Source organism: Pantoea sp. S62 (assembly GCF_016658625.1).
GTDB lineage: Bacteria > Pseudomonadota > Gammaproteobacteria > Enterobacterales > Enterobacteriaceae > Pantoea > Pantoea vagans.
In genome coordinates this window covers 102,430-119,762 of sequence record NZ_JACVVI010000012.1, presented here as the reverse complement: position 1 = coordinate 119,762, position 17,333 = coordinate 102,430, and the positions used below count along the sequence as shown (strand labels likewise).

Sequence of the window (17,333 nt, the reverse complement as noted above, 5' to 3'; positions counted from 1 at the left end):
CCTGTTGAAGTTGAGCGATCATCGTGCCACAGGGCAGTTCAGAATTTCATCATGCGTGCTTAGCCGGACGTTCTTCACACATTACCCGATTGCGCCCTGCCCGTTTCGCACGATACAAAGCCTCATCCGCGCGCTTTATAAGCCCCTGTTTCCCATGCTGTAAATCAGTAGCGAAATACATGGCACAGCCAGCACTCAGGGTGACGTGCTTTTGCGGCAGCTCAGTAGTCATATGCAGAATAGCGAGCCGATTAACGGCTGCGATGATGGACTCCGCCAGGTCTACTGCAGTGGACAGCGGTTGTTCAGACAGAATGATGGCAAACTCTTCGCCGCCATAGCGGGCGGTGAGCTCGTTTTTGCGCCGGGCGGCGTGCTTCAGAACGGTGGCGACTTTTTTCAGGCAGTCGTCACCGGCAACATGGCCATAAGTGTCGTTGTAACGTTTGAAATAGTCGATATCAAACAGGATCAGTGACACGGGCAGGCCACTCAGTTCCGCATTCAGCAGGCTTTCTGTCAGCATGTGGTCGAAATGGCGACGGTTAGCCACTCCTGTCAGCCCGTCACTCTGTGCCTGATTTTCCAGGGAGCGATTCGCTGCAGTCAGCTCATCACGTAACCGTGTCAGTTCACGCTGATAACGCAGCGTATGGCGCGCCTGACGCAGCACAAACGTACCCAGTAAAAGAATAACAAGTAGCAGAGCTAGGCTCAGAATCAAATCCTGTACCCAGCTCTTTAGCCAGTGGTTAAACAGCGCTCGCTTGTCGTAACCCGCGGCTACCACCAGCGGATATCGCTGTGAACGGACAAAGCCGAAGATGCGTTTTTTACCATCAAGCGCAGCCGTCCACTGACCGCTCCCTTTATCCGAATTCGCCAGGATCTTCATGAACAGCGAACTCACTGAAAGATTTTTGCCGATATAGCTATCGGGCATTGGCCGGGCGTAAAGGACCGTACTGTCTGCCAGCATCAGCACCAGCACATCCCCATCGCTGAGTTCGTAGTAGCTATAGAAACGGCGAAAGTAGTCCACTTTGATGGTGGCGAGCAAAACACCCTTAAAACCGTTGTAAGCATCATTGACGCGCAGGGTAACCGGAATGACCAGCTCGTGCGTAGTACGGCTGCGAATGACCGGGCCGATATGCAGGTTATTGCGCGGGCTGGCGCGATGATAATCGAAATACTCACGATCGGAATTATCAACGCCTGGCGGTATTCTGCTCATCGAGGTCGCTATCCATCGGCCCCGCTCATCATAGTAGAACAGGCCGTGAAGTTGCGGCAGGCGGCTCTGCAACAGATGCATTGTCTGACTCAGCGCCTTACCCTCTGCGCCGGTGGTGGCGAGCTGCTTTTCAAGCTCGCGTTGCACTTCGCGCAATGAAAGTTCGGTTTGCAGAAACGTATCGTCAGCCTGACGCGCCTGCGACAGTGAAAGATTCACGGCCGTATCCTCAGCTTTACGGACGGTTTCATTCCAGTCTTCCCGCAGCGTCCAAAGATTCAATCCAATTACCGCCACGGTGAGCAATACGCCTGAGAGCATAATGCTTCTCAGCAGCGGCGAAATTTCTGGCGCAGAACCATCATTTTTACGGCGAAACTTCATGCCTGTCCTTGATAAACCCTGTTGACTGATTTAAGCACAGTTAGTCAAAAGCAAGAATGCAAATCCCGCAATCCCGCTTCGATAATGACAATCCCTATTAAACCAGCATAATTTGCTTAAATCCTCTCCTTAAATGGCTCAACCGGTATCCATAATGCAGGATTTATAGCGAATTAACCCACATTTAAGCTTCAATTCTAAGGCAGGTAAATGTTACCCTTGGTGGCTGAATAATTTGCACTTTATTGATTAACTTGAGTATTTGAGGAATTTTATGACTAAGAACCTGAGCAGCCTGAATAATATCCGCACGCTTCGTGCAGAGGCGCGCAATATGGCTCTGGATATGCTCGAAGAGTTGCGCCAGAAATTAGAGACCGTGGTAAATGAGCGTCGTGATGAGGAAAACGCACGAGCGGCAGAAGCCCGTGAAAAAGCGGAGAAACTGGCTTTTTATCATGAGCTGTTAATGGAGGAAGGGATCAATCCGGCGGAACTGGTGAATAGCGATGCTATTACGGTATCCGGGAAAAAGAAACGCGCGAAACGTCCGGCGAAATATCGTTACACCGATGAAAATGGTCAGGTACGCGAATGGACGGGTCAGGGCCGTACTCCCTCCGTCATTAAGGCGGCGATTGAAAATGGCCAGTCGCTGGATGATTTCCTGCTTTAGTCGCAAGAATTCCTGCCGGATCACACATTATCTTCCGCAACTCTCGCGTTGTTCATCTCCGGCTGTGGACCGCGAAACGTCCGGCGCCACTCACTGGGAGTGACGCCAAACCGGGATTTGAAACGCTGCCGGAATGAAACAGGCGAATCAAAACCTGCCCTTGCTGCCACGCTTTCAATACTGATACCGGTGGTTTCGAGTAACTGCTGACTATGCTGCAGACGCTCAGCCGTCAGCCACTCACCCAGTGACATGCCCGTCGCCTTGTGAAAATGGCGCGTCAGCGTCCGCCTGCTCATACCAAGCGACTGTGACAGGGTGTCGAGATCCTGCGGCTGATGGATAGTCTCTCGCAGGGAGGCCAGCAGCGCATTGATCCTGCCGTCGCGGATCGTTTCCGGAACCGGCCGCTCAATAAACTGCGCCTGCCCACCTTCACGGTAAGGCGGCACCACCATACGCCTGGCTACCCGATTCGCTACAGCGCTGCCATAGTGCTGACGAATGATGTCCAGACAGCAGTCGATACCCGCCGCGGTGCCGGCAGAGGTGATCAGACGATCGTCCCGGGTATAAAGGGCATTGCTGTCGAGGTGAACCTGTGGAAAGCGTTCGCTGAAATCGCGCTCAAATTCCCAGTGAGTAGCAGCACGATGCTGATCAAGCAGGCCTGCATAAGCCAGTACGTAAGTCCCCAGACAAAGTCCGACCACCTCTGCGCCACGCTGCCAGGCAGCTACCAGCTTATCCAGCAGCGCCTGCGACGGTTTTTCAGCCGGATTATGCCAGTATGGCACAATAATGATATCGGCCCGATCGAGCAGGCCGAGCCCGTTTGCCACCATGATTGACAGCCCCATATCTGAGATCACCGGGCCTTTTTTTTCTGCGCAGATATCAATCTGAAACAGACCCTGCTGCGGGAGAGCAGAGCCGAACAGAATGCAGGGAACTGAAAAATGAAACGGACTAAAACCGGCCGTTGCCAGCACCGCGACGTTCAGAGCAGTCATCTTATCCCCTTTTTATGAAACGCATGATTTAGCCCTTACCGCGTAGCTGTGCCGGTTCAGGACGACGATGCTCAGAATGTCATTGCTTCACCATCTTCCGGGATTAGTACCCGGTCAGCAATACCCTGTTCCAGGGTGTAAGCGCGCAGTTCAGCGCGTGTCAGCAGACAATGGTTAATCGCTTCCATGTGCGAAGTCACCAGAGTCGCTTCAGGCAGAATATTGAGGGTGCGCAGCGTATCCTCCTTTCCCATAATAATGGGGCCATAGAGATCGTTAGTCGCATTGCCGGCATTGATTACCACGACCTGAGGCTGAAAACGTTGCAGCGTTCTGACATAAGGTTTAACCCAGACGGTATCCCCGGCAATGTAGAGCGTTTTTTCGGACGGATGGGTAAACACCAGACCGCAGGCATCGCCCAGAATATCGCCCATGACTTTGTCGGCATACAACGCATTGCTGCCATGCTGACCCTCCGTTTTGTGGATCGTCAGGCCGTCAACAAACGGATTTTCATCCTGCAGCACCCGAACATGTGCAAAACCCTGCGAACGAATCAGCGCTGCATCACGTTCATTCTGGCTATAGATCATCATCGTCTTTGGTATCAGCTGCTGCGCGGCCTCGTCCCAGTGGTCCATATGTGTATGGGTGACAATCACTGCGTCTACCGCCAGCAGTGCCTCAACCGGGAGAGGCAGTTCAGCCATGGGATTGCGCAGATGGGGACGGGCATTACCGGCAAAGCCAGGCCACGCGTCTTTATCTGCCAGCATCGGATCGATCAGGAATTTTTTGCCTGCATACTCCAGCAGCAGTGTGGCGTTACGAATCTGGGTCAGTTTCATTTTGTGCTCCGCAAAGGGTCTCTTTGACACCAGCCAGACTTACAGGCTGCGATAAATTCACTTTACGGCACTTTCTGACCTGCGCGTGACAGGCTCAAAGGACAGTGTTCGATGGATTCGGGCCACTTTTGAATGTATCGCTGACTGGAGTCTGAGGGTGATGGAAAAATGGGCATGACCTGAGTGTGAAACGAATTTTCAGTATCAGGGCTGACAACATGAGGACAAAAAAATGCCGCAGCAGGCTGCGGCATGTTCATTTCAGGTTCGCATCAGAAATCGGCTTTCAGAACCACACGGTAATTGGCTTTACCGGCGCGGACGTGATCCAGCGCTTTATTGATGTCTGACATCGGGAAGAACTCAACCTGTGGCGCAATATCTGCACGCGAAGCGAGTCGCAGCAGCGAACGCAGCTGGCCTGGTGAGCCGGTTGATGAACCGGTTACCGCTTTGTCACCCAGGATCAGATCAAACGCGCTGACTTCAATCGGCTTCATCACGGCACCCACGGTGTGGAATTTACCCTGAGGCGCCAGCGCGGCGAAATAAGGTTTCCAGTCCAGGTCGACTGCCACGGTGCTCAGGATCAGATCAAAACGACCCGCCTGCTTCTTCAGAGCTTCAGGATCACGGCTGTTAACCACTTCATCCGCACCCATATCCAGAATCGACTGCTTCTTATCCGGCGTTGAGCTGAAGGCCACGACTTCGGCACCCATCGCGTGCAGGAGTTTGATCGCGATATGGCCCAGACCGCCGATACCGATCACGCCAACACGGCTGGTCGCCGTAATGTTGCTCATCAGCAGCGGTTTAAATACGGTAATACCGCCGCACAGCAGCGGACCGGCGCTGGCCGCATCCAGTTTTTCCGGCAGCGGGATAACCCATTGCCAGTCGGCGCGCAGCTTCTCGGCAAAACCACCCTTATTCATGATGGTTGGGATGCTGCCCTGCTGACAGTTAACCTGCTCGCCGTTGATACAGGCATCGCAGTGCTGACAGCTTTTTGCTGTCCAGCCGATTCCTACACGCTGGCCGATTGAGAGACCTTTGCTTTTAGCCGCTTCGCCAAGGGCAGAGATGCGGCCGATCACTTCATGTCCTGCAATCACCGGGAACTGAGAGATGCCCCACTCGTTATCGATCATCGACAGATCTGAGTGGCAGACGCCACAATATTCGACCTGGACTTCGACTTCTTCGGCTGCCAGTTCGGCGGCATCGTACTCATAGAGTTCAAGGGCCTGGCCAGCCTGCATGGCTGCATAACTTTTGATTTTCATTAGTACCTCTGCGTGGTTAATCACCGACAAGTGTAACAACTGAAAGCCTGCCTTGCCTGGCCGTTACGCTTACACCGCACTTTTTTGTCTTTTATGCTGATAAATCAGCCTTTAACCTGCGCCCCGGAAAGCGTTTGTAACACTTTGAGCTGCGCGACCGCTTCCTGCATCGCATCCATTCCCTGCGTCAGTTCACGCAGGCTGCCGAGATGCTTCGCAATGTCGGCGCGCTCATGTCGGGTCTGCTGATTCATGGCCGCCAGCGTATCGGCCGCGCTGATACTGCGCTCCGCCATCTGTGCAGCCGTCTGCGCCGAGTCACTCGCCACCAGCCGGATACGTGAGATGGTGGTGACCGCCTCGCCAATGTTACTCGCCGTGGCTTCGGCCTGCTCTTTCGACGAATGTGCCAGACGACGAACTTCACCCGCGACTACCGCAAAGCCGCGGCCAGCCTCGCCTGCGCGTGCTGCTTCGACGGCGGCATTCAACGCCAGGATGTTGGTCTGGAAAGCAATATTGCTGATGCCATGTGTAATCTCATTAATGCCATTCGAGATTTTTTCCAGATCGTCCAGCCCTTCATCCAGCCGGCCCTGCGCCTGCTGACTCTCAGTGGCGATGTTGCTGATGTTACGGATACTGCTTTCTGCAAGGCTCAGCGTTTCTCCCTGGCTGTGCGTCGCCGTTTCGAGTACCGGTAGCGCCTCCATCAGCGGCGTCAGCGCCTGCTGATAGTTGATAACCCGATCCAGCACCCGCGTCTGAATGGTGTTCAACGCTTCCCAGCGGCGTAACGCGCGCTGCGCGTAATGGGCCGCATAGCCGGCATACTCCACCGGGAACTGGCTCATCGCTTTGACGTCATGATTGAAAAACACCAGCGCAGAAAGCGTCTGGTTGATAGGCACGCCCAGGATTTCACCAAAGCTGGAAAAACCGGCGGCGGCAATCCCTTTGAAGAAATGAGCATTGTGCAGCTTATCGGCATTACCGACACGACGCAGGATACAGTCGTTCATCAGAATCGCCGCGGGTTTGCCGTGCCGGGCGGTAAAAGCCTGCCATTCCTGCTGTGTCGCCTGTTTAAAGTCTTTTTCTTCCATCAGGAACAGCCGATCGCCAAACTCAAGGTCACAGAAAAACTGCACGCCACCCGATTCAATTTTGGCGATTGAGCGAATAAAGTATTCGCCGCCGACTTTGACACCAAAGGTCAGCCCCTTCAGGCGTTCAGTCAGCTGCGCCTCGGTGCAGTTAAGATGCTCACACAGCGACGCCACAAACGGCTGCTGCTGTCCCTGGCGGTTAAACACGGAAGTGACCGTACGCGCAATCGGATCGGCTTCAGCAATCAGCCAGCTCTGCTCGCGTGGCGTGAAGTTCTGGCTTTTGAACGGTGCAAAGGATTTTCCTGCTGCTATCTGGCAGAACACGATGACGGCCTTGCCCTGCAGCACCCTGCCACCCGCACCAATCCAGGTGCCATCAAAGGTAATTTTGCCACCGGCTGAACCGCCAATCGCCAGGCACGGGAAGCGCCCGCTGTTATACCAGGCCTGCATCAGAAAGCCTTCTGACGCCGACAGGCCGTCGCAGTAAATCATCGCAAAAGTCCGATCGGCCGAGAGCGGCATCCGCACCTGTAACCGCATCAGCTCCTGCTGGATGGCGGTGATACGCTGACTGGCGGTCTGCGTATCGGCAACATGCAGATCGACAATGTGCGTTTCATGGCTGGCGATCAACGTGTCGGGCAGCCAGAGATAGCTTCCTTCCGGGCCATTGCCATCACAGTAGGTGCTTTGCGATCGGCTGCTGCTCAGCGCACCATTGGAGCAAAGCGTCAGTACCGTCAGATCGGGGGTGTTAAAGCGCTGCCAGGCCTGGCTGACCCGCTGAAAATCGGCTTCAGGCGGAACAAATGTCATCAGAATGCCGCCCGCGCGCGAGCTTAAACCAATGGAGGAGAGTGACTCTGGCAATGCACGACAATCCCAGGTGCCATTCGCTGGCTGGCTGCTACGCCTAAGACGGGCAACAGGCAGGCGTCTTTTGATCGTCTTAATGATCGACATATTATTATTTTCACTTTTATATGAGTAACTTGCGCTTAAATTCGCGCTTTCTGGTGTGTAGAAGGAGGGCTAAATGCAGGTCCGTTCGCGTTCAGAACTCGGCGCTGAGTGCCGGGTTCATCATTGAGTGGCGCGCTCAACGCCATTGGGTTATCGCCACCAGCGGGAAAACCTTTAGCGATTGCTGCAGTTGGTTTAATGAATGAAGTTGTTACATTTTAGTAGCATAAAATAAGCCGGGACAGGATTCTGGCGGGCAGATGTAAAGCTGTGCTGGTGACTGATGATTACTTTTTGCGATGCAGACTCATCCGTTTTTAAGGACCTGGGTCTCTTTTATTGTGGCTGTCGGAAAAAGAGAGCGCTTAGAGGTTTATTCTGCCGCCTCCACGCATCTCTCTTCATCGGGCGACTTCACCACTAAAAAATGAGCAGCGCTCTAATCATTATGCACTCTGCTCCTGCCAGTGCCGCTCGCAGCGCTCCCGTGCTTCCGCAGGCAAATCGCGTAAATCGGGCAGCGTATCGCCGGAACCGTAGCCCATTGATCCCGTCGCTTCCTGCTGTTCATCCTGCGCGGCGAAGCTGATTTTTTCCTCCAGTTTCTGCCAGCCATCGCCCTGCTGTCGTGAGATCACAGCAAAAGTGGGCGTCTGTGCATCATCGCCGTAGATTTCATATTTCTGCTTCTGCTCGTCAGAACCAAACTCAAGCGTGTCGATTAATGTCGCGTCGCTCATAGCATTCTCCTTTTTCGTCAGGCCTTTAAGCGTAGTTCATCGGTCTTTGCCCTGCTGCGGCGAACGGGCAGCCGAAGTTTAATCTCTGACTTATCAAGGTATTAACGCTGTGCATTTGCATAAACGAAGCGGTCGACTAAGCTTCCTGGTGTGACTAGCTAGTCCTTTTTATCTAATGGAACATTGATATGAGGTCTTCCTATGACACAACAGAAATACAGAGGTGGTGCCGGTAATTTTGCCAACGATCCAGAACGTGCGAGTGAAGCTGGCAGTGCAGGAGGCAAGGTCAGTGGGGGCAATTTCAAAAACGATCATGAAAAAGCCAGGGAAGCCGGTCGGAAAGGAGGCAAGATTAGTCGCCGTCCTTCTAAGTAATTCTGAATAAAGCGCTTTAGGACGTTTTACGCCATGGAGTGGCATCTCTTCTGAATGAATTCACGACGATGTTCATCCCTTATCTCTCTCAGCCATTAAATACTTTTACGCTATTTCACCTCTCCGTTATTCGTGACCCGAATAGCAGGTCTGACGGAACGCTTTATTTTCAGTCGCAGGAGCCGTAATTTCAGCCCGCCGGTCCTGTCCGACAGACGAGCTGAGAGGGTTATTTTGCGTCACGATGCCGGGTCAGGTAGTGCTTCACCAGCACAAAGAACAGCGGAACGAAAAACAGAGCCAGCACGGTACCCGCTAGCGTGCCGCCAATGATACCGGTACCGATGGCGATGCGGCTGTTGGCACCGGCACCGGTCGCCACCGCCAGCGGGATCACCCCGGCGATAAAGGCCAGTGAGGTCATCATAATCGGTCGCAGGCGGGTTCGCGCCGCCAGCAACGCCGCAGCACTCAGCGAACTGCCCCGACGCACCGCATTCTCGGCAAATTCGATAATCAGTATCGCATTTTTGGACGTCAGCCCGACCGTGGTCAGTAACGCCACCTGGAAGTAGATATCGTTGCTTAATCCGCGCAGCGCCACGGCCAGCACCGTACCCAGTACACCGAGTGGCACCGCTAACAGCACGGAGAACGGCACCGTCCAGCTCTCATACAGCGCCGCCAGACAGAGGAAAACCACCAGAATCGAGATCGCATAAAGCGTGGTCGACTGCCCGCCGGCCTGCTTCTCCTGCAGCGAAAGTCCGCTCCACGCACCCGTCGTGCCTGCCGGTAGTTCATTCGCCAGCCGCTCAATGGTGTTCATGGCATCACCAGAGCTGAAGCCTTCGGCGTTCTGTCCCTGGATTTCATAGGAGGCAGAACCGTTGTAGCGGTTAAGACTTTCCGGCCCCATGGTCCAGCGGGTCGAAGCAAATGCGGAGAACGGCGTCATGGTGCCTTCACTGTTACGGATGTACCACTTATCCAGATCCGATGGCGCAGAGCGATACTGACCATCGCCCTGCAGATAAACGCGTTTCACCCGGCCACGATCGATAAAGTCATTAATGTAGGCTCCGCCCCAGGCGCTGGTCAGCGTGTCGGTCACATCATCCAGCTGAAGTCCAAGCGCCACCGCTTTGCTGGTATCGATATCAATCTGCAGCTGCGGTGTCTGTGGCAGGATATTCGCCCGCACACCGATCAGATCCGGGCTTTGTGCGGCGCTCTGTAACAGCTGATCGCGCAGGCTGCCCAGCTGCTCACGCGTAGTGCCACCACTGGCCAGCAGCTCATAGGTGAAACCATTATTCTGCCCCAGCCCCGGCACCGACGGCGGCGTCAGCGCAAAGATCTGTGCATCCCGAATCGATGCAAGCGCATAGGTGGCGCGTCCGGCAATCGCTTCAGCAGAGTTCTCACTGCCGGGTCGCTGGTCCCAGTTTTTAAGCTTGATAAACGCCATACCGGCATTCTGCGCTGCGCCGCTGAAGTTAAAGCCGTTGATGGTAAAGACCACATCAATGTTCTGTTTCTCCTCCGTCAGAAACCAGTCAACGATCTGCTTATTGACGGCCTCGGTGCGGCTGGCCGTAGCGCCCGCCGGCAACGTCGCCTGAAGCATAATGCTGCCCTGATCTTCAGTCGGCAGGAAACTACCCGGCAGTCGGGTGAACATGACAAACAGTACCACGCCCATTGCGGCGTAGAGTGACACCATGATGAGCGGACGACGCAACGTTCTCACCACTTTGTGACGATACTGACGCTCGGTGGCAGCATAAAAGCGGTTAAATCCGCCAAAGAAGCCTTTGCGATGGGGTGCTGTTGGCCGCAGCAGCATGCCACATAGCGCAGGCGTCAGGGTCAGCGCCACCACCACAGAGAAGGTCATGGCGGCTATGATAGTCACGGAGAACTGCCGGTAGATCACGCCAGTTGAGCCTGCGAAAAAGGCCATAGGCAGAAAGACAGCGGAAAGCACCAGCGCAATAGCCACCAGCGCACCGGAGATCTCTTTCATCGACTTTTCCGTTGCCTCACGCGCCAGCAGACCTTCGTCATGCATAATGCGCTCGACGTTTTCCACCACCACGATCGCATCATCCACCAGCAGGCCGATGGCCAGCACCATCGCAAACAGCGTCAGAGTATTGATGGTATAGCCGCACAGCGCCAGCACGCCAAAGGTGCCAAGCAGAACGACCGGCACCGCCAGCGCCGGTATCAGCGTGGCGCGGATGTTTTGCAGAAACAGGTACATCACCACCACCACCAGTGCGATCGCCTCGATCAGGGTGATGACCACATCCTCAACGGAGATTTTGATGAAATCGGTGCTATCGAGGGCATAGGCCACTTCGTAACCTTCCGGCATAGAATGGCGATATTCTTCAACTTTGTTTTTGACCAGCGTCGCCGTGGCCAGCGCATTCGCACCCGGAGCCAGCATTACGCCGACCCCCGCCGCAGGATGCCCGTTGAGTCGGGTGGTCATGTCATAAGATTCGCCGCCCAGCTCCACCCGCGCCACATCCCCTACCCGCACGATGGCACCGCTTTTATCACTTTTAACAATGATGTTGCGGAATTGCTCAGGTGTCTGAAGTCGCGACTGCGCTCTGACCGTGGCGGTAAGTTGCTGATTGTCAGGCGATGGCAGGCCACCAATTTTACCGGCTGAAACCTGAATGTTCTGCGAGCGTATCGCCGCAGACACGTCGGAGGGCTGCAACGCAAAGGCGTTAAGTTTGAAGGGATCGAGCCAGATGCGCATCGCATACTGGCCGCCGAACACCTGGATGTCACCGACGCCTTCGGTCCTGGCCAGCGGCTCCTGCATATTGCTGACCAGCCAGTCGCCGATATCGGTGCTGTTGCTTTTGCCTGTCGTGTCATACAGCCCCATCACCAACAGGAAGTTCGACTGCGATTTGGTCACGGTGACGCCAAGCTGCTGCACCTCGCTGGGCAGACGGGAGAGCGCCTGCTGTACCTTGTTCTGCACCTGCACCTGCGCGGTGTCCGGATCGGTGCCCTGACTGAAGGTGACGGTGACCGACACATTCCCCTGCGAGCTGCTGCTGGAGGTAAAATAGAGCAGATTATCCAGCCCGGTCAGCTGCTGCTCAATCACCTGAGTGACGCTGTTCTCCAGCGTCTCCGCAGAGGCACCGGTGTAAGTTGCACTAATATTCACCGAGGGCGGTGCAACATCGGGATATTGTTCAACCGGCAGCAGCGTAATAGAGAGCGCGCCAAGCAACATAATTAAAATGGCAACAACCCATGCGAAGACGGGGCGATAAATAAAAAAACGAGAAAACATCAGCGGGATCTCTTCCTTTGGGGCGGGAGCAAGACCTGCATTCCTGCAGGTCAACAAACTGCGTTCATTATAGGTTGTAACATCCGGTTAAACATCCTGACGTTATCTTTTCCTGTACCGGGCCGATTGCGACGCTGTGCCGCCAGTTCGCTTTGTAGCAGCCAGAACGGGTCACTTCCGGCGTAGTTGCCAAAAGCCTCGGTGTGGAACGCATCTGATGATGCAATGAGCAAAATGGTCATCCCTGACTATCCTGAAATAAAGGATATTAACCAGGAGAGAACAATGAAATTTTTCTACTTCGTTTCGCTTATCGCCTCTGCTCTCTATTTACTGATCTTCCTGCCCAAACTCCGCACCCGCCGTGAACCTATTGCCTACTGGGGATGCTGGATTTATCTGGGAGCTAACGCGATTTTCTGGGCGGTTTATGTCGTGCGGCACTACATTTAGCGTGGAATTTAAAGCAAAGCGGTAAATAATCATGTTTCTTACGCCATGCTGCTGATAGGTAAGGCTGGCGCGGGCAACAGGATAAGTTTTCAGTCGCAGGTAGTTGCCGGTGATCGCTTTAAGCTTGTCAGCCTTTCTTCCCACGTAACAGGAGAATTTCTCCTCGGGTTCCGTTGTGGGATATAGTGGCTGCACTATCGTGAACACACCTCTGCAAAACAGGTAATAACGGCAATGGCTCTGATCCCCAAAAACTATTCGCGGCTGGAAAGCGGCTACCGTGAGAAAGCACTTAAAATCTATCCGTGGGTGTGTGGGCGCTGCTCACGAGAATTTGTTTATTCAAATCTGCGCGAGCTGACGGTTCACCATATCGATCACGACCACACTAATAATCCGGAAGATGGCAGCAACTGGGAATTGTTGTGTCTCTATTGTCACGATCACGAGCACTCAAAGTACACTGAGGCTGACCAGTATGGCACCCGCGTGGTGGCTGGCGAGGATGCACAAAAAGATGTGGGTGAAGCGACCTACAATCCGTTTGCTGACCTGAAGTCGATGCTGAATAAGAAGAAGTAACCGCTGAATGTTGAGCCTGTCAGGACAACAACGAGCTGACAGGCTCAGCCCCGTTCCGGACCTGCCGCATAAAAATCGCCCTGCAACTGGCAGGCCCGCGTTGCGCTATCCAGATCCAGACAGAGATCGACATCCTCCTGAAATCCGCGCTGTTGAAGTTCCAGGGCTGAAGCGCATTCGCGAAGAGATAACAGATTCAGCTGCCGCCAGGCGGCAACCGCGCCTGCTGCTTCAGGGGAGCAACGGTCACGCCCGATGGCTGCAATAATGCCACCGGCTGCAGCATAGTCCTCTATGGCCGGGCGAAGCGTGCCATCGGGCCAGCGCTCTCCACAGGGGATAACCAGAATACGCCCGAAGTTGCGACAGGCCTTTGCTGTCTGCGTGAGATTCCTGAAACAGCCGCTGAATACAGTGACGCCCGCAACCCTATCACGGGCCAGGAATGAAATCGCTGATCCATTGGGAGACGGCAGAACCAGCTTCTCGCCCTGTTCTATTTTCTGAATCGAGGCCGGAGAGAGACTAAAACCGCCTGCGTCAGACAGTCTGTCGTAGCTGGCGAGTCGTGCGCCGATGTTGTTTGCAAAACCGATGGCAGATGCATCTTTCCATGGATAAGGATAAACCTGTGCTCCGTTATCGACCGCCAGGCTGACACAGGTAGAGAAGGACATCACATCGACGATAATGATGCACTCCACGTCTTTTGCCGCGTAGCGGACAGCAGCATCGCCCCACTCAAGACGAACGTTAAATCTCTCCTGATCCCACCATTGCATATCTCATCCTCCGTTACAGCCAGTCAGGTGTGCGCCGCTCAATCCACGACACGCCATTGGCGGGTCATCCCCAGTTAAGTTATCAGCAGAGTTAAAGTACATTGAAGTTATTACCGACACTAAAAATTGAGGGCCAGTAACCTGGCCTTGTATAGTTAGTCAGGGCTTCAGACTTTTCAATAATAACCAGAGCGCAGAATGATGATTTCAAAAGAGAATGCAGAACACTATAGCTGGGGGGACGGGTGTGATGGCTGGTATCTGATGAACCGCAAAGATATGTTAGTCATTCATGAAAAAATGCCGCCCGGCACCCGTGAAAAAAGACACTATCATGCTTCATCCCGGCAGTTTTTCTTTGTTCTTCAGGGCGTGCTGTCGATGGAACTGGAGGGCGAAGTGCATGATATCAGTGCGCAACAGGGAATCGAAATTCCGCCACACGCTAAACACCAGGCCAGAAATAACAGCGATGCGCCAGTAGAATTTATTGTAATTTCTCATCCGACAACACGAGGCGATCGTACTGACCTCTCCTGATCGGCCAGCAGCGCCGGGCAATGGCGCTGTCTCATGATGTGTACAGATACCGGCTGAACGATAGTTTAAATACCAGAACGGCTTATTAATTTGTGCGGTAATAACGACCCGTTATATTTACCCAACTCCCGCTACGCTAATAATGCCGTTGTGAATATTCTTTTTTTTAGCGTACAGATGGAAATATTAACCGTAATGACTTTACCTGCAAGAAATCAAATTATTTAGATACCACAGAATCGCCACCGCATTATTATTCTTTTATAACAATACGTTACTTAAAATCCATTTATTGCCAGTCATAACAGCTTTGCTGTTCCTGATAAATTTCCCAGGGGATCGCACACGGCCGTCTCGTTTATTATTGCGTGACCCTCACGCTTATTTCATACCAGAAAAACAGAGCGCACGGCCACACCGAAACATTTTGAGAAAAAATTTCGCTGAATAATAGCCAGAATCCACGTTGCTGTTCCTTTTTATGTACCAGGCTTAGCCAATAACAATAGAGACAATGTGGAGCATTATGAAAGAGCAAAATCGCACAAATGGCATCGCCCCTTATGGTGGTGCCGCCGGTGGCTGGGGCGCACTAAAGGCGGTTGCCGATGCGATCCGTGGCCAGATGTCAGTAAAGCAGGATGTGATTGCCCTGTTTAAAGTTAATCAGCCGCAGGGCTTTGACTGTCCGGGCTGTGCCTGGCCCGACCCGCAGCATGCCTCATCCTTTGAGTTCTGCGAAAACGGCGCAAAAGCCGTCTCGTGGGAAGCCACCAGCAAGCGCACCACTCCGGAATTTTTTGCTGCTCATACCGTGACCGAACTGTGGGAGCGCAGCGCACTGCATCTGGAGGGCGAGGGACGGCTGACCCATCCCATGAAGTACGATCCCACTACCGACACCTATCAGCCCATCGAGTGGGAGACGGCGTTCCAGGAGATTGGTGAGCATCTGCGTAGCTATGAGGATCCCGATAGCGTGGAGTTTTATACGTCGGGCCGCGCCTCAAATGAAGCGGCGTTTCTGTGGCAGCTCTTCGCCCGCGAATATGGCACCAACAATTTCCCCGACTGCTCAAACATGTGTCATGAACCGACCAGCGTCGGACTGCCGGAGTCGATTGGCGTCGGCAAAGGTACGGTAGAGCTGGAGGATTTTGACCACTGCGATCTGGTGCTCTGCATCGGTCATAACCCTGGCACCAACCATCCACGCATGCTCGGCACGCTGCGGGAAGTCTCTAAGCGCGGTGCCACCATTGTGGCGATCAACCCGCTGCGTGAGCGCGGGCTGGAACGCTTTACCTCGCCGCAGAGTCCGATTGAGATGCTCTCAATGAGCTCTACTGAGCTGGCTTCGACCTATTACAAAGTGCGGGTGGGCGGCGACGCGGCGATGCTCAAAGGCGTGATGAAGATCCTGCTCACCCTGCACGAGGAGGCATTGAGCCATGGCAAACCCGGCGTCATCGATGAAGCGTTTATTAACGAGCACACCGAAGGCTTTGATGCCCTGAAAGCTGACCTGGAAAGCACCGACTGGGCGCACATCCTCAAAGTCTCCGGCATGGCGCGTGAGGAGATCCAGCATATCGCCCGGCTCTACGCCAGCGCTGAACGGACCATCATCTGTTATGGAATGGGCATTACCCAGCATCAGTACGGCACGCAGAACGTCCAGCAAATCGCGAACCTGCTGCTGATGCGCGGCAACATCGGTAAGCCGGGTGCGGGGATCTGTCCGTTACGCGGTCACTCCAATGTTCAGGGTGACCGCACAGTGGGCATCACTGAGATCCCGCCGCAGTCGCTTCTGGATAGCATTGAAAAGGTCTTTGGTTTCCGTCCGCCACAGGAACATGGTCACGGCGCTGTCGAGGCGATCAAGGCGATGCGCGATGGTAAAGCCAAAGCGCTGCTCTGTCTGGGCGGTAACCTGGCAGAGGCAATCTCCGATCCACAGGTGACATTCCCGGCCATGCGTAATTTAGATCTGGTAGTGCATATGGCCACCAAGCTGAATCGCTCACACCTGTTACTCGGAAAACATAACTATCTGCTGCCGGTGCTGGGCCGGACTGAGACCGATGTTCAGGCGACCGGCGCGCAAAGTGTGACCGTTGAAGATTCCATGTCGATGGTACACGCCTCGCGCGGTTCGCTGAACCCGGCTTCACCCCATCTGAAATCTGAACCGGCGCTGGTCGCCTCACTCGCTAAGGCAACCCTGCCAGACAGCGTGGTTGACTGGTCAGCCATGGTCGCCGATTACAGCCGTATCCGTGATGCCATTGAAGCCGTGTTCCCGGCTTTCGAAAACTTCAACGAGCGGATTAAGCATCCGGGTGGTTTCCGGCTCCATAACGCCGCATCAGAACGCGTCTGGCTCACGCCTTCCGGTCGTGCGCAATTTAAAGTAATGCAGGGCATCAACGAAGATCCCCGCTCGCTGAAGTGCCATGATCTGGTGCTCACCACCCTGCGCAGTCACGATCAGTACAACACCACGCTGTACGGACTGAATGACCGCTATCGTGGCGTGACGGGCCGCCGCGATGTGCTGTTTATCAATGCGGAAGAGGCGGAGAAACGAGAGCTGCGGGTGGGTGACCGTGTCGATCTCATGGCGCTGGATCCGGAGGGTAATCCCACCTCGCGTCAGATGAAAAACCTGACCATCGTGATTATTGATATGGCACCTGGTTCAGTCGGCGCTTACTACCCGGAGGCCAATGTGATGGTTCCGCTCGATAGCCACGATACCAAAAGCGGCATTCCCGCCTATAAAAGTATTCCGATTGCTATGACGCGCGTAACCGACGAGACGCACACCACCTCAGGTATTCTTCGCTAGTCTGACTTGCAAGAGAGTTAATATTGCCAGCGTGGCCGGTGTTCCGGTCACGCTGTTTTTGCTTGTCGGCCTGCCGGCACCCTTTTTTCGGCCCTCCAGCTGTTTTATCACCCGTAAAGCACCCCGCGCGAAGTAACCCGAA

The 17,333-nt window shown here is 54.2% G+C and carries 15 protein-coding genes; 6 read left to right on the top strand and 9 right to left on the bottom strand.

Annotation, left to right across the window (positions count from 1 at the left end):
* Window positions 1–49 precede the first annotated feature (49 nt).
* Window positions 50–1,621 (bottom strand): sensor domain-containing diguanylate cyclase, encoded by a 1,572-nt coding sequence (locus IBT54_RS17115; protein ID WP_201252532.1) that lies wholly within the window; start codon window positions 1,619–1,621, stop codon window positions 50–52.
* A 274-nt stretch (window positions 1,622–1,895) separates the two neighbouring features.
* Here IBT54_RS17115 and IBT54_RS17110 point away from each other — a divergent pair, with 274 nt between their 5' ends.
* Window positions 1,896–2,297: an H-NS family nucleoid-associated regulatory protein gene (locus IBT54_RS17110; protein ID WP_095708244.1), complete on the top strand. Its 402-nt coding sequence runs from the start codon at window positions 1,896–1,898 to the stop codon at window positions 2,295–2,297.
* Between the two features lie 20 nt (window positions 2,298–2,317).
* Here the strand turns inward: IBT54_RS17110 and IBT54_RS17105 are convergent, their stop codons facing one another.
* The 5 genes from IBT54_RS17105 to IBT54_RS17085 form a co-directional block, all read right to left on the bottom strand.
* Window positions 2,318–3,310, bottom strand: a complete 993-nt coding sequence (locus IBT54_RS17105) for a GlxA family transcriptional regulator (RefSeq protein ID WP_201252531.1) — start codon at window positions 3,308–3,310, stop codon at window positions 2,318–2,320.
* Window positions 3,311–3,381: 71 nt separating this feature from the next.
* The gene (locus IBT54_RS17100; RefSeq protein WP_095708242.1) at window positions 3,382–4,161 is read right to left on the bottom strand and encodes an MBL fold metallo-hydrolase; all 780 of its coding nucleotides are present in this window, start codon (window positions 4,159–4,161) and stop codon (window positions 3,382–3,384) included.
* A 272-nt stretch (window positions 4,162–4,433) separates the two neighbouring features.
* Window positions 4,434–5,450 carry an NAD(P)-dependent alcohol dehydrogenase gene (locus IBT54_RS17095; protein WP_013356519.1) on the bottom strand — a complete coding sequence of 339 codons (1,017 nt, stop codon included), beginning with the start codon at window positions 5,448–5,450 and terminating at the stop codon, window positions 4,434–4,436.
* A gap of 104 nt (window positions 5,451–5,554) precedes the next feature.
* Window positions 5,555–7,528 (bottom strand): methyl-accepting chemotaxis protein, encoded by a 1,974-nt coding sequence (locus IBT54_RS17090; RefSeq protein ID WP_201252530.1) that lies wholly within the window; start codon window positions 7,526–7,528, stop codon window positions 5,555–5,557.
* A 446-nt stretch (window positions 7,529–7,974) separates the two neighbouring features.
* Window positions 7,975–8,268 (bottom strand): hypothetical protein, encoded by a 294-nt coding sequence (locus tag IBT54_RS17085; RefSeq protein WP_013356516.1) that lies wholly within the window; start codon window positions 8,266–8,268, stop codon window positions 7,975–7,977.
* A gap of 201 nt (window positions 8,269–8,469) precedes the next feature.
* Between IBT54_RS17085 and IBT54_RS17080 the strand changes: the two genes are divergently transcribed.
* Window positions 8,470–8,646, top strand: a complete 177-nt coding sequence (locus IBT54_RS17080) for a general stress protein (protein ID WP_009093122.1) — start codon at window positions 8,470–8,472, stop codon at window positions 8,644–8,646.
* 229 nt (window positions 8,647–8,875) lie between these two features.
* Here IBT54_RS17080 and IBT54_RS17075 read toward each other — a convergent pair whose 3' ends face one another.
* Window positions 8,876–11,980 (bottom strand): efflux RND transporter permease subunit, encoded by a 3,105-nt coding sequence (locus IBT54_RS17075; protein ID WP_201252529.1) that lies wholly within the window; start codon window positions 11,978–11,980, stop codon window positions 8,876–8,878.
* A 50-nt stretch (window positions 11,981–12,030) separates the two neighbouring features.
* Window positions 12,031–12,222: a hypothetical protein gene (locus IBT54_RS17070; protein WP_201252528.1), complete on the bottom strand. Its 192-nt coding sequence runs from the start codon at window positions 12,220–12,222 to the stop codon at window positions 12,031–12,033.
* Between the two features lie 43 nt (window positions 12,223–12,265).
* Here IBT54_RS17070 and IBT54_RS17065 point away from each other — a divergent pair, with 43 nt between their 5' ends.
* A complete protein-coding gene (locus tag IBT54_RS17065; protein WP_187266259.1) occupies window positions 12,266–12,433 on the top strand; it encodes a hypothetical protein in 168 nt (55 codons plus the stop codon).
* A gap of 234 nt (window positions 12,434–12,667) precedes the next feature.
* Window positions 12,668–13,015, top strand: a complete 348-nt coding sequence (gene yajD, locus IBT54_RS17060) for an HNH nuclease YajD (RefSeq protein WP_013356513.1) — start codon at window positions 12,668–12,670, stop codon at window positions 13,013–13,015.
* A gap of 44 nt (window positions 13,016–13,059) precedes the next feature.
* Here the strand turns inward: yajD and IBT54_RS17055 are convergent, their stop codons facing one another.
* A complete protein-coding gene (locus IBT54_RS17055) occupies window positions 13,060–13,797 on the bottom strand; it encodes a 2-phosphosulfolactate phosphatase (RefSeq protein ID WP_201252527.1) in 738 nt (245 codons plus the stop codon).
* Between the two features lie 201 nt (window positions 13,798–13,998).
* Here IBT54_RS17055 and IBT54_RS17050 point away from each other — a divergent pair, with 201 nt between their 5' ends.
* Window positions 13,999–14,337: a cupin domain-containing protein gene (locus IBT54_RS17050; protein ID WP_033785317.1), complete on the top strand. Its 339-nt coding sequence runs from the start codon at window positions 13,999–14,001 to the stop codon at window positions 14,335–14,337.
* A 526-nt stretch (window positions 14,338–14,863) separates the two neighbouring features.
* Window positions 14,864–17,191 (top strand): FdhF/YdeP family oxidoreductase, encoded by a 2,328-nt coding sequence (locus tag IBT54_RS17045; RefSeq protein WP_033785298.1) that lies wholly within the window; start codon window positions 14,864–14,866, stop codon window positions 17,189–17,191.
* Window positions 17,192–17,333: the final 142 nt, after the last annotated feature.

Coding starts and splice junctions, on each gene's coding strand:
- IBT54_RS17115 (WP_201252532.1), bottom strand. CDS start 1,621: ATGAAGTTTCGCCGTAAAAATGATGGTTCTGCGCCAGAAATTTCGCCG.
- IBT54_RS17110 (WP_095708244.1), top strand. CDS start 1,896: ATGACTAAGAACCTGAGCAGCCTGAATAATATCCGCACGCTTCGTGCA.
- IBT54_RS17105 (WP_201252531.1), bottom strand. CDS start 3,310: ATGACTGCTCTGAACGTCGCGGTGCTGGCAACGGCCGGTTTTAGTCCG.
- IBT54_RS17100 (WP_095708242.1), bottom strand. CDS start 4,161: ATGAAACTGACCCAGATTCGTAACGCCACACTGCTGCTGGAGTATGCA.
- IBT54_RS17095 (WP_013356519.1), bottom strand. CDS start 5,450: ATGAAAATCAAAAGTTATGCAGCCATGCAGGCTGGCCAGGCCCTTGAA.
- IBT54_RS17090 (WP_201252530.1), bottom strand. CDS start 7,528: ATGTCGATCATTAAGACGATCAAAAGACGCCTGCCTGTTGCCCGTCTT.
- IBT54_RS17085 (WP_013356516.1), bottom strand. CDS start 8,268: ATGAGCGACGCGACATTAATCGACACGCTTGAGTTTGGTTCTGACGAG.
- IBT54_RS17080 (WP_009093122.1), top strand. CDS start 8,470: ATGACACAACAGAAATACAGAGGTGGTGCCGGTAATTTTGCCAACGAT.
- IBT54_RS17075 (WP_201252529.1), bottom strand. CDS start 11,980: ATGTTTTCTCGTTTTTTTATTTATCGCCCCGTCTTCGCATGGGTTGTT.
- IBT54_RS17070 (WP_201252528.1), bottom strand. CDS start 12,222: ATGACCATTTTGCTCATTGCATCATCAGATGCGTTCCACACCGAGGCT.
- IBT54_RS17065 (WP_187266259.1), top strand. CDS start 12,266: ATGAAATTTTTCTACTTCGTTTCGCTTATCGCCTCTGCTCTCTATTTA.
- yajD (WP_013356513.1), top strand. CDS start 12,668: ATGGCTCTGATCCCCAAAAACTATTCGCGGCTGGAAAGCGGCTACCGT.
- IBT54_RS17055 (WP_201252527.1), bottom strand. CDS start 13,797: ATGCAATGGTGGGATCAGGAGAGATTTAACGTTCGTCTTGAGTGGGGC.
- IBT54_RS17050 (WP_033785317.1), top strand. CDS start 13,999: ATGATTTCAAAAGAGAATGCAGAACACTATAGCTGGGGGGACGGGTGT.
- IBT54_RS17045 (WP_033785298.1), top strand. CDS start 14,864: ATGAAAGAGCAAAATCGCACAAATGGCATCGCCCCTTATGGTGGTGCC.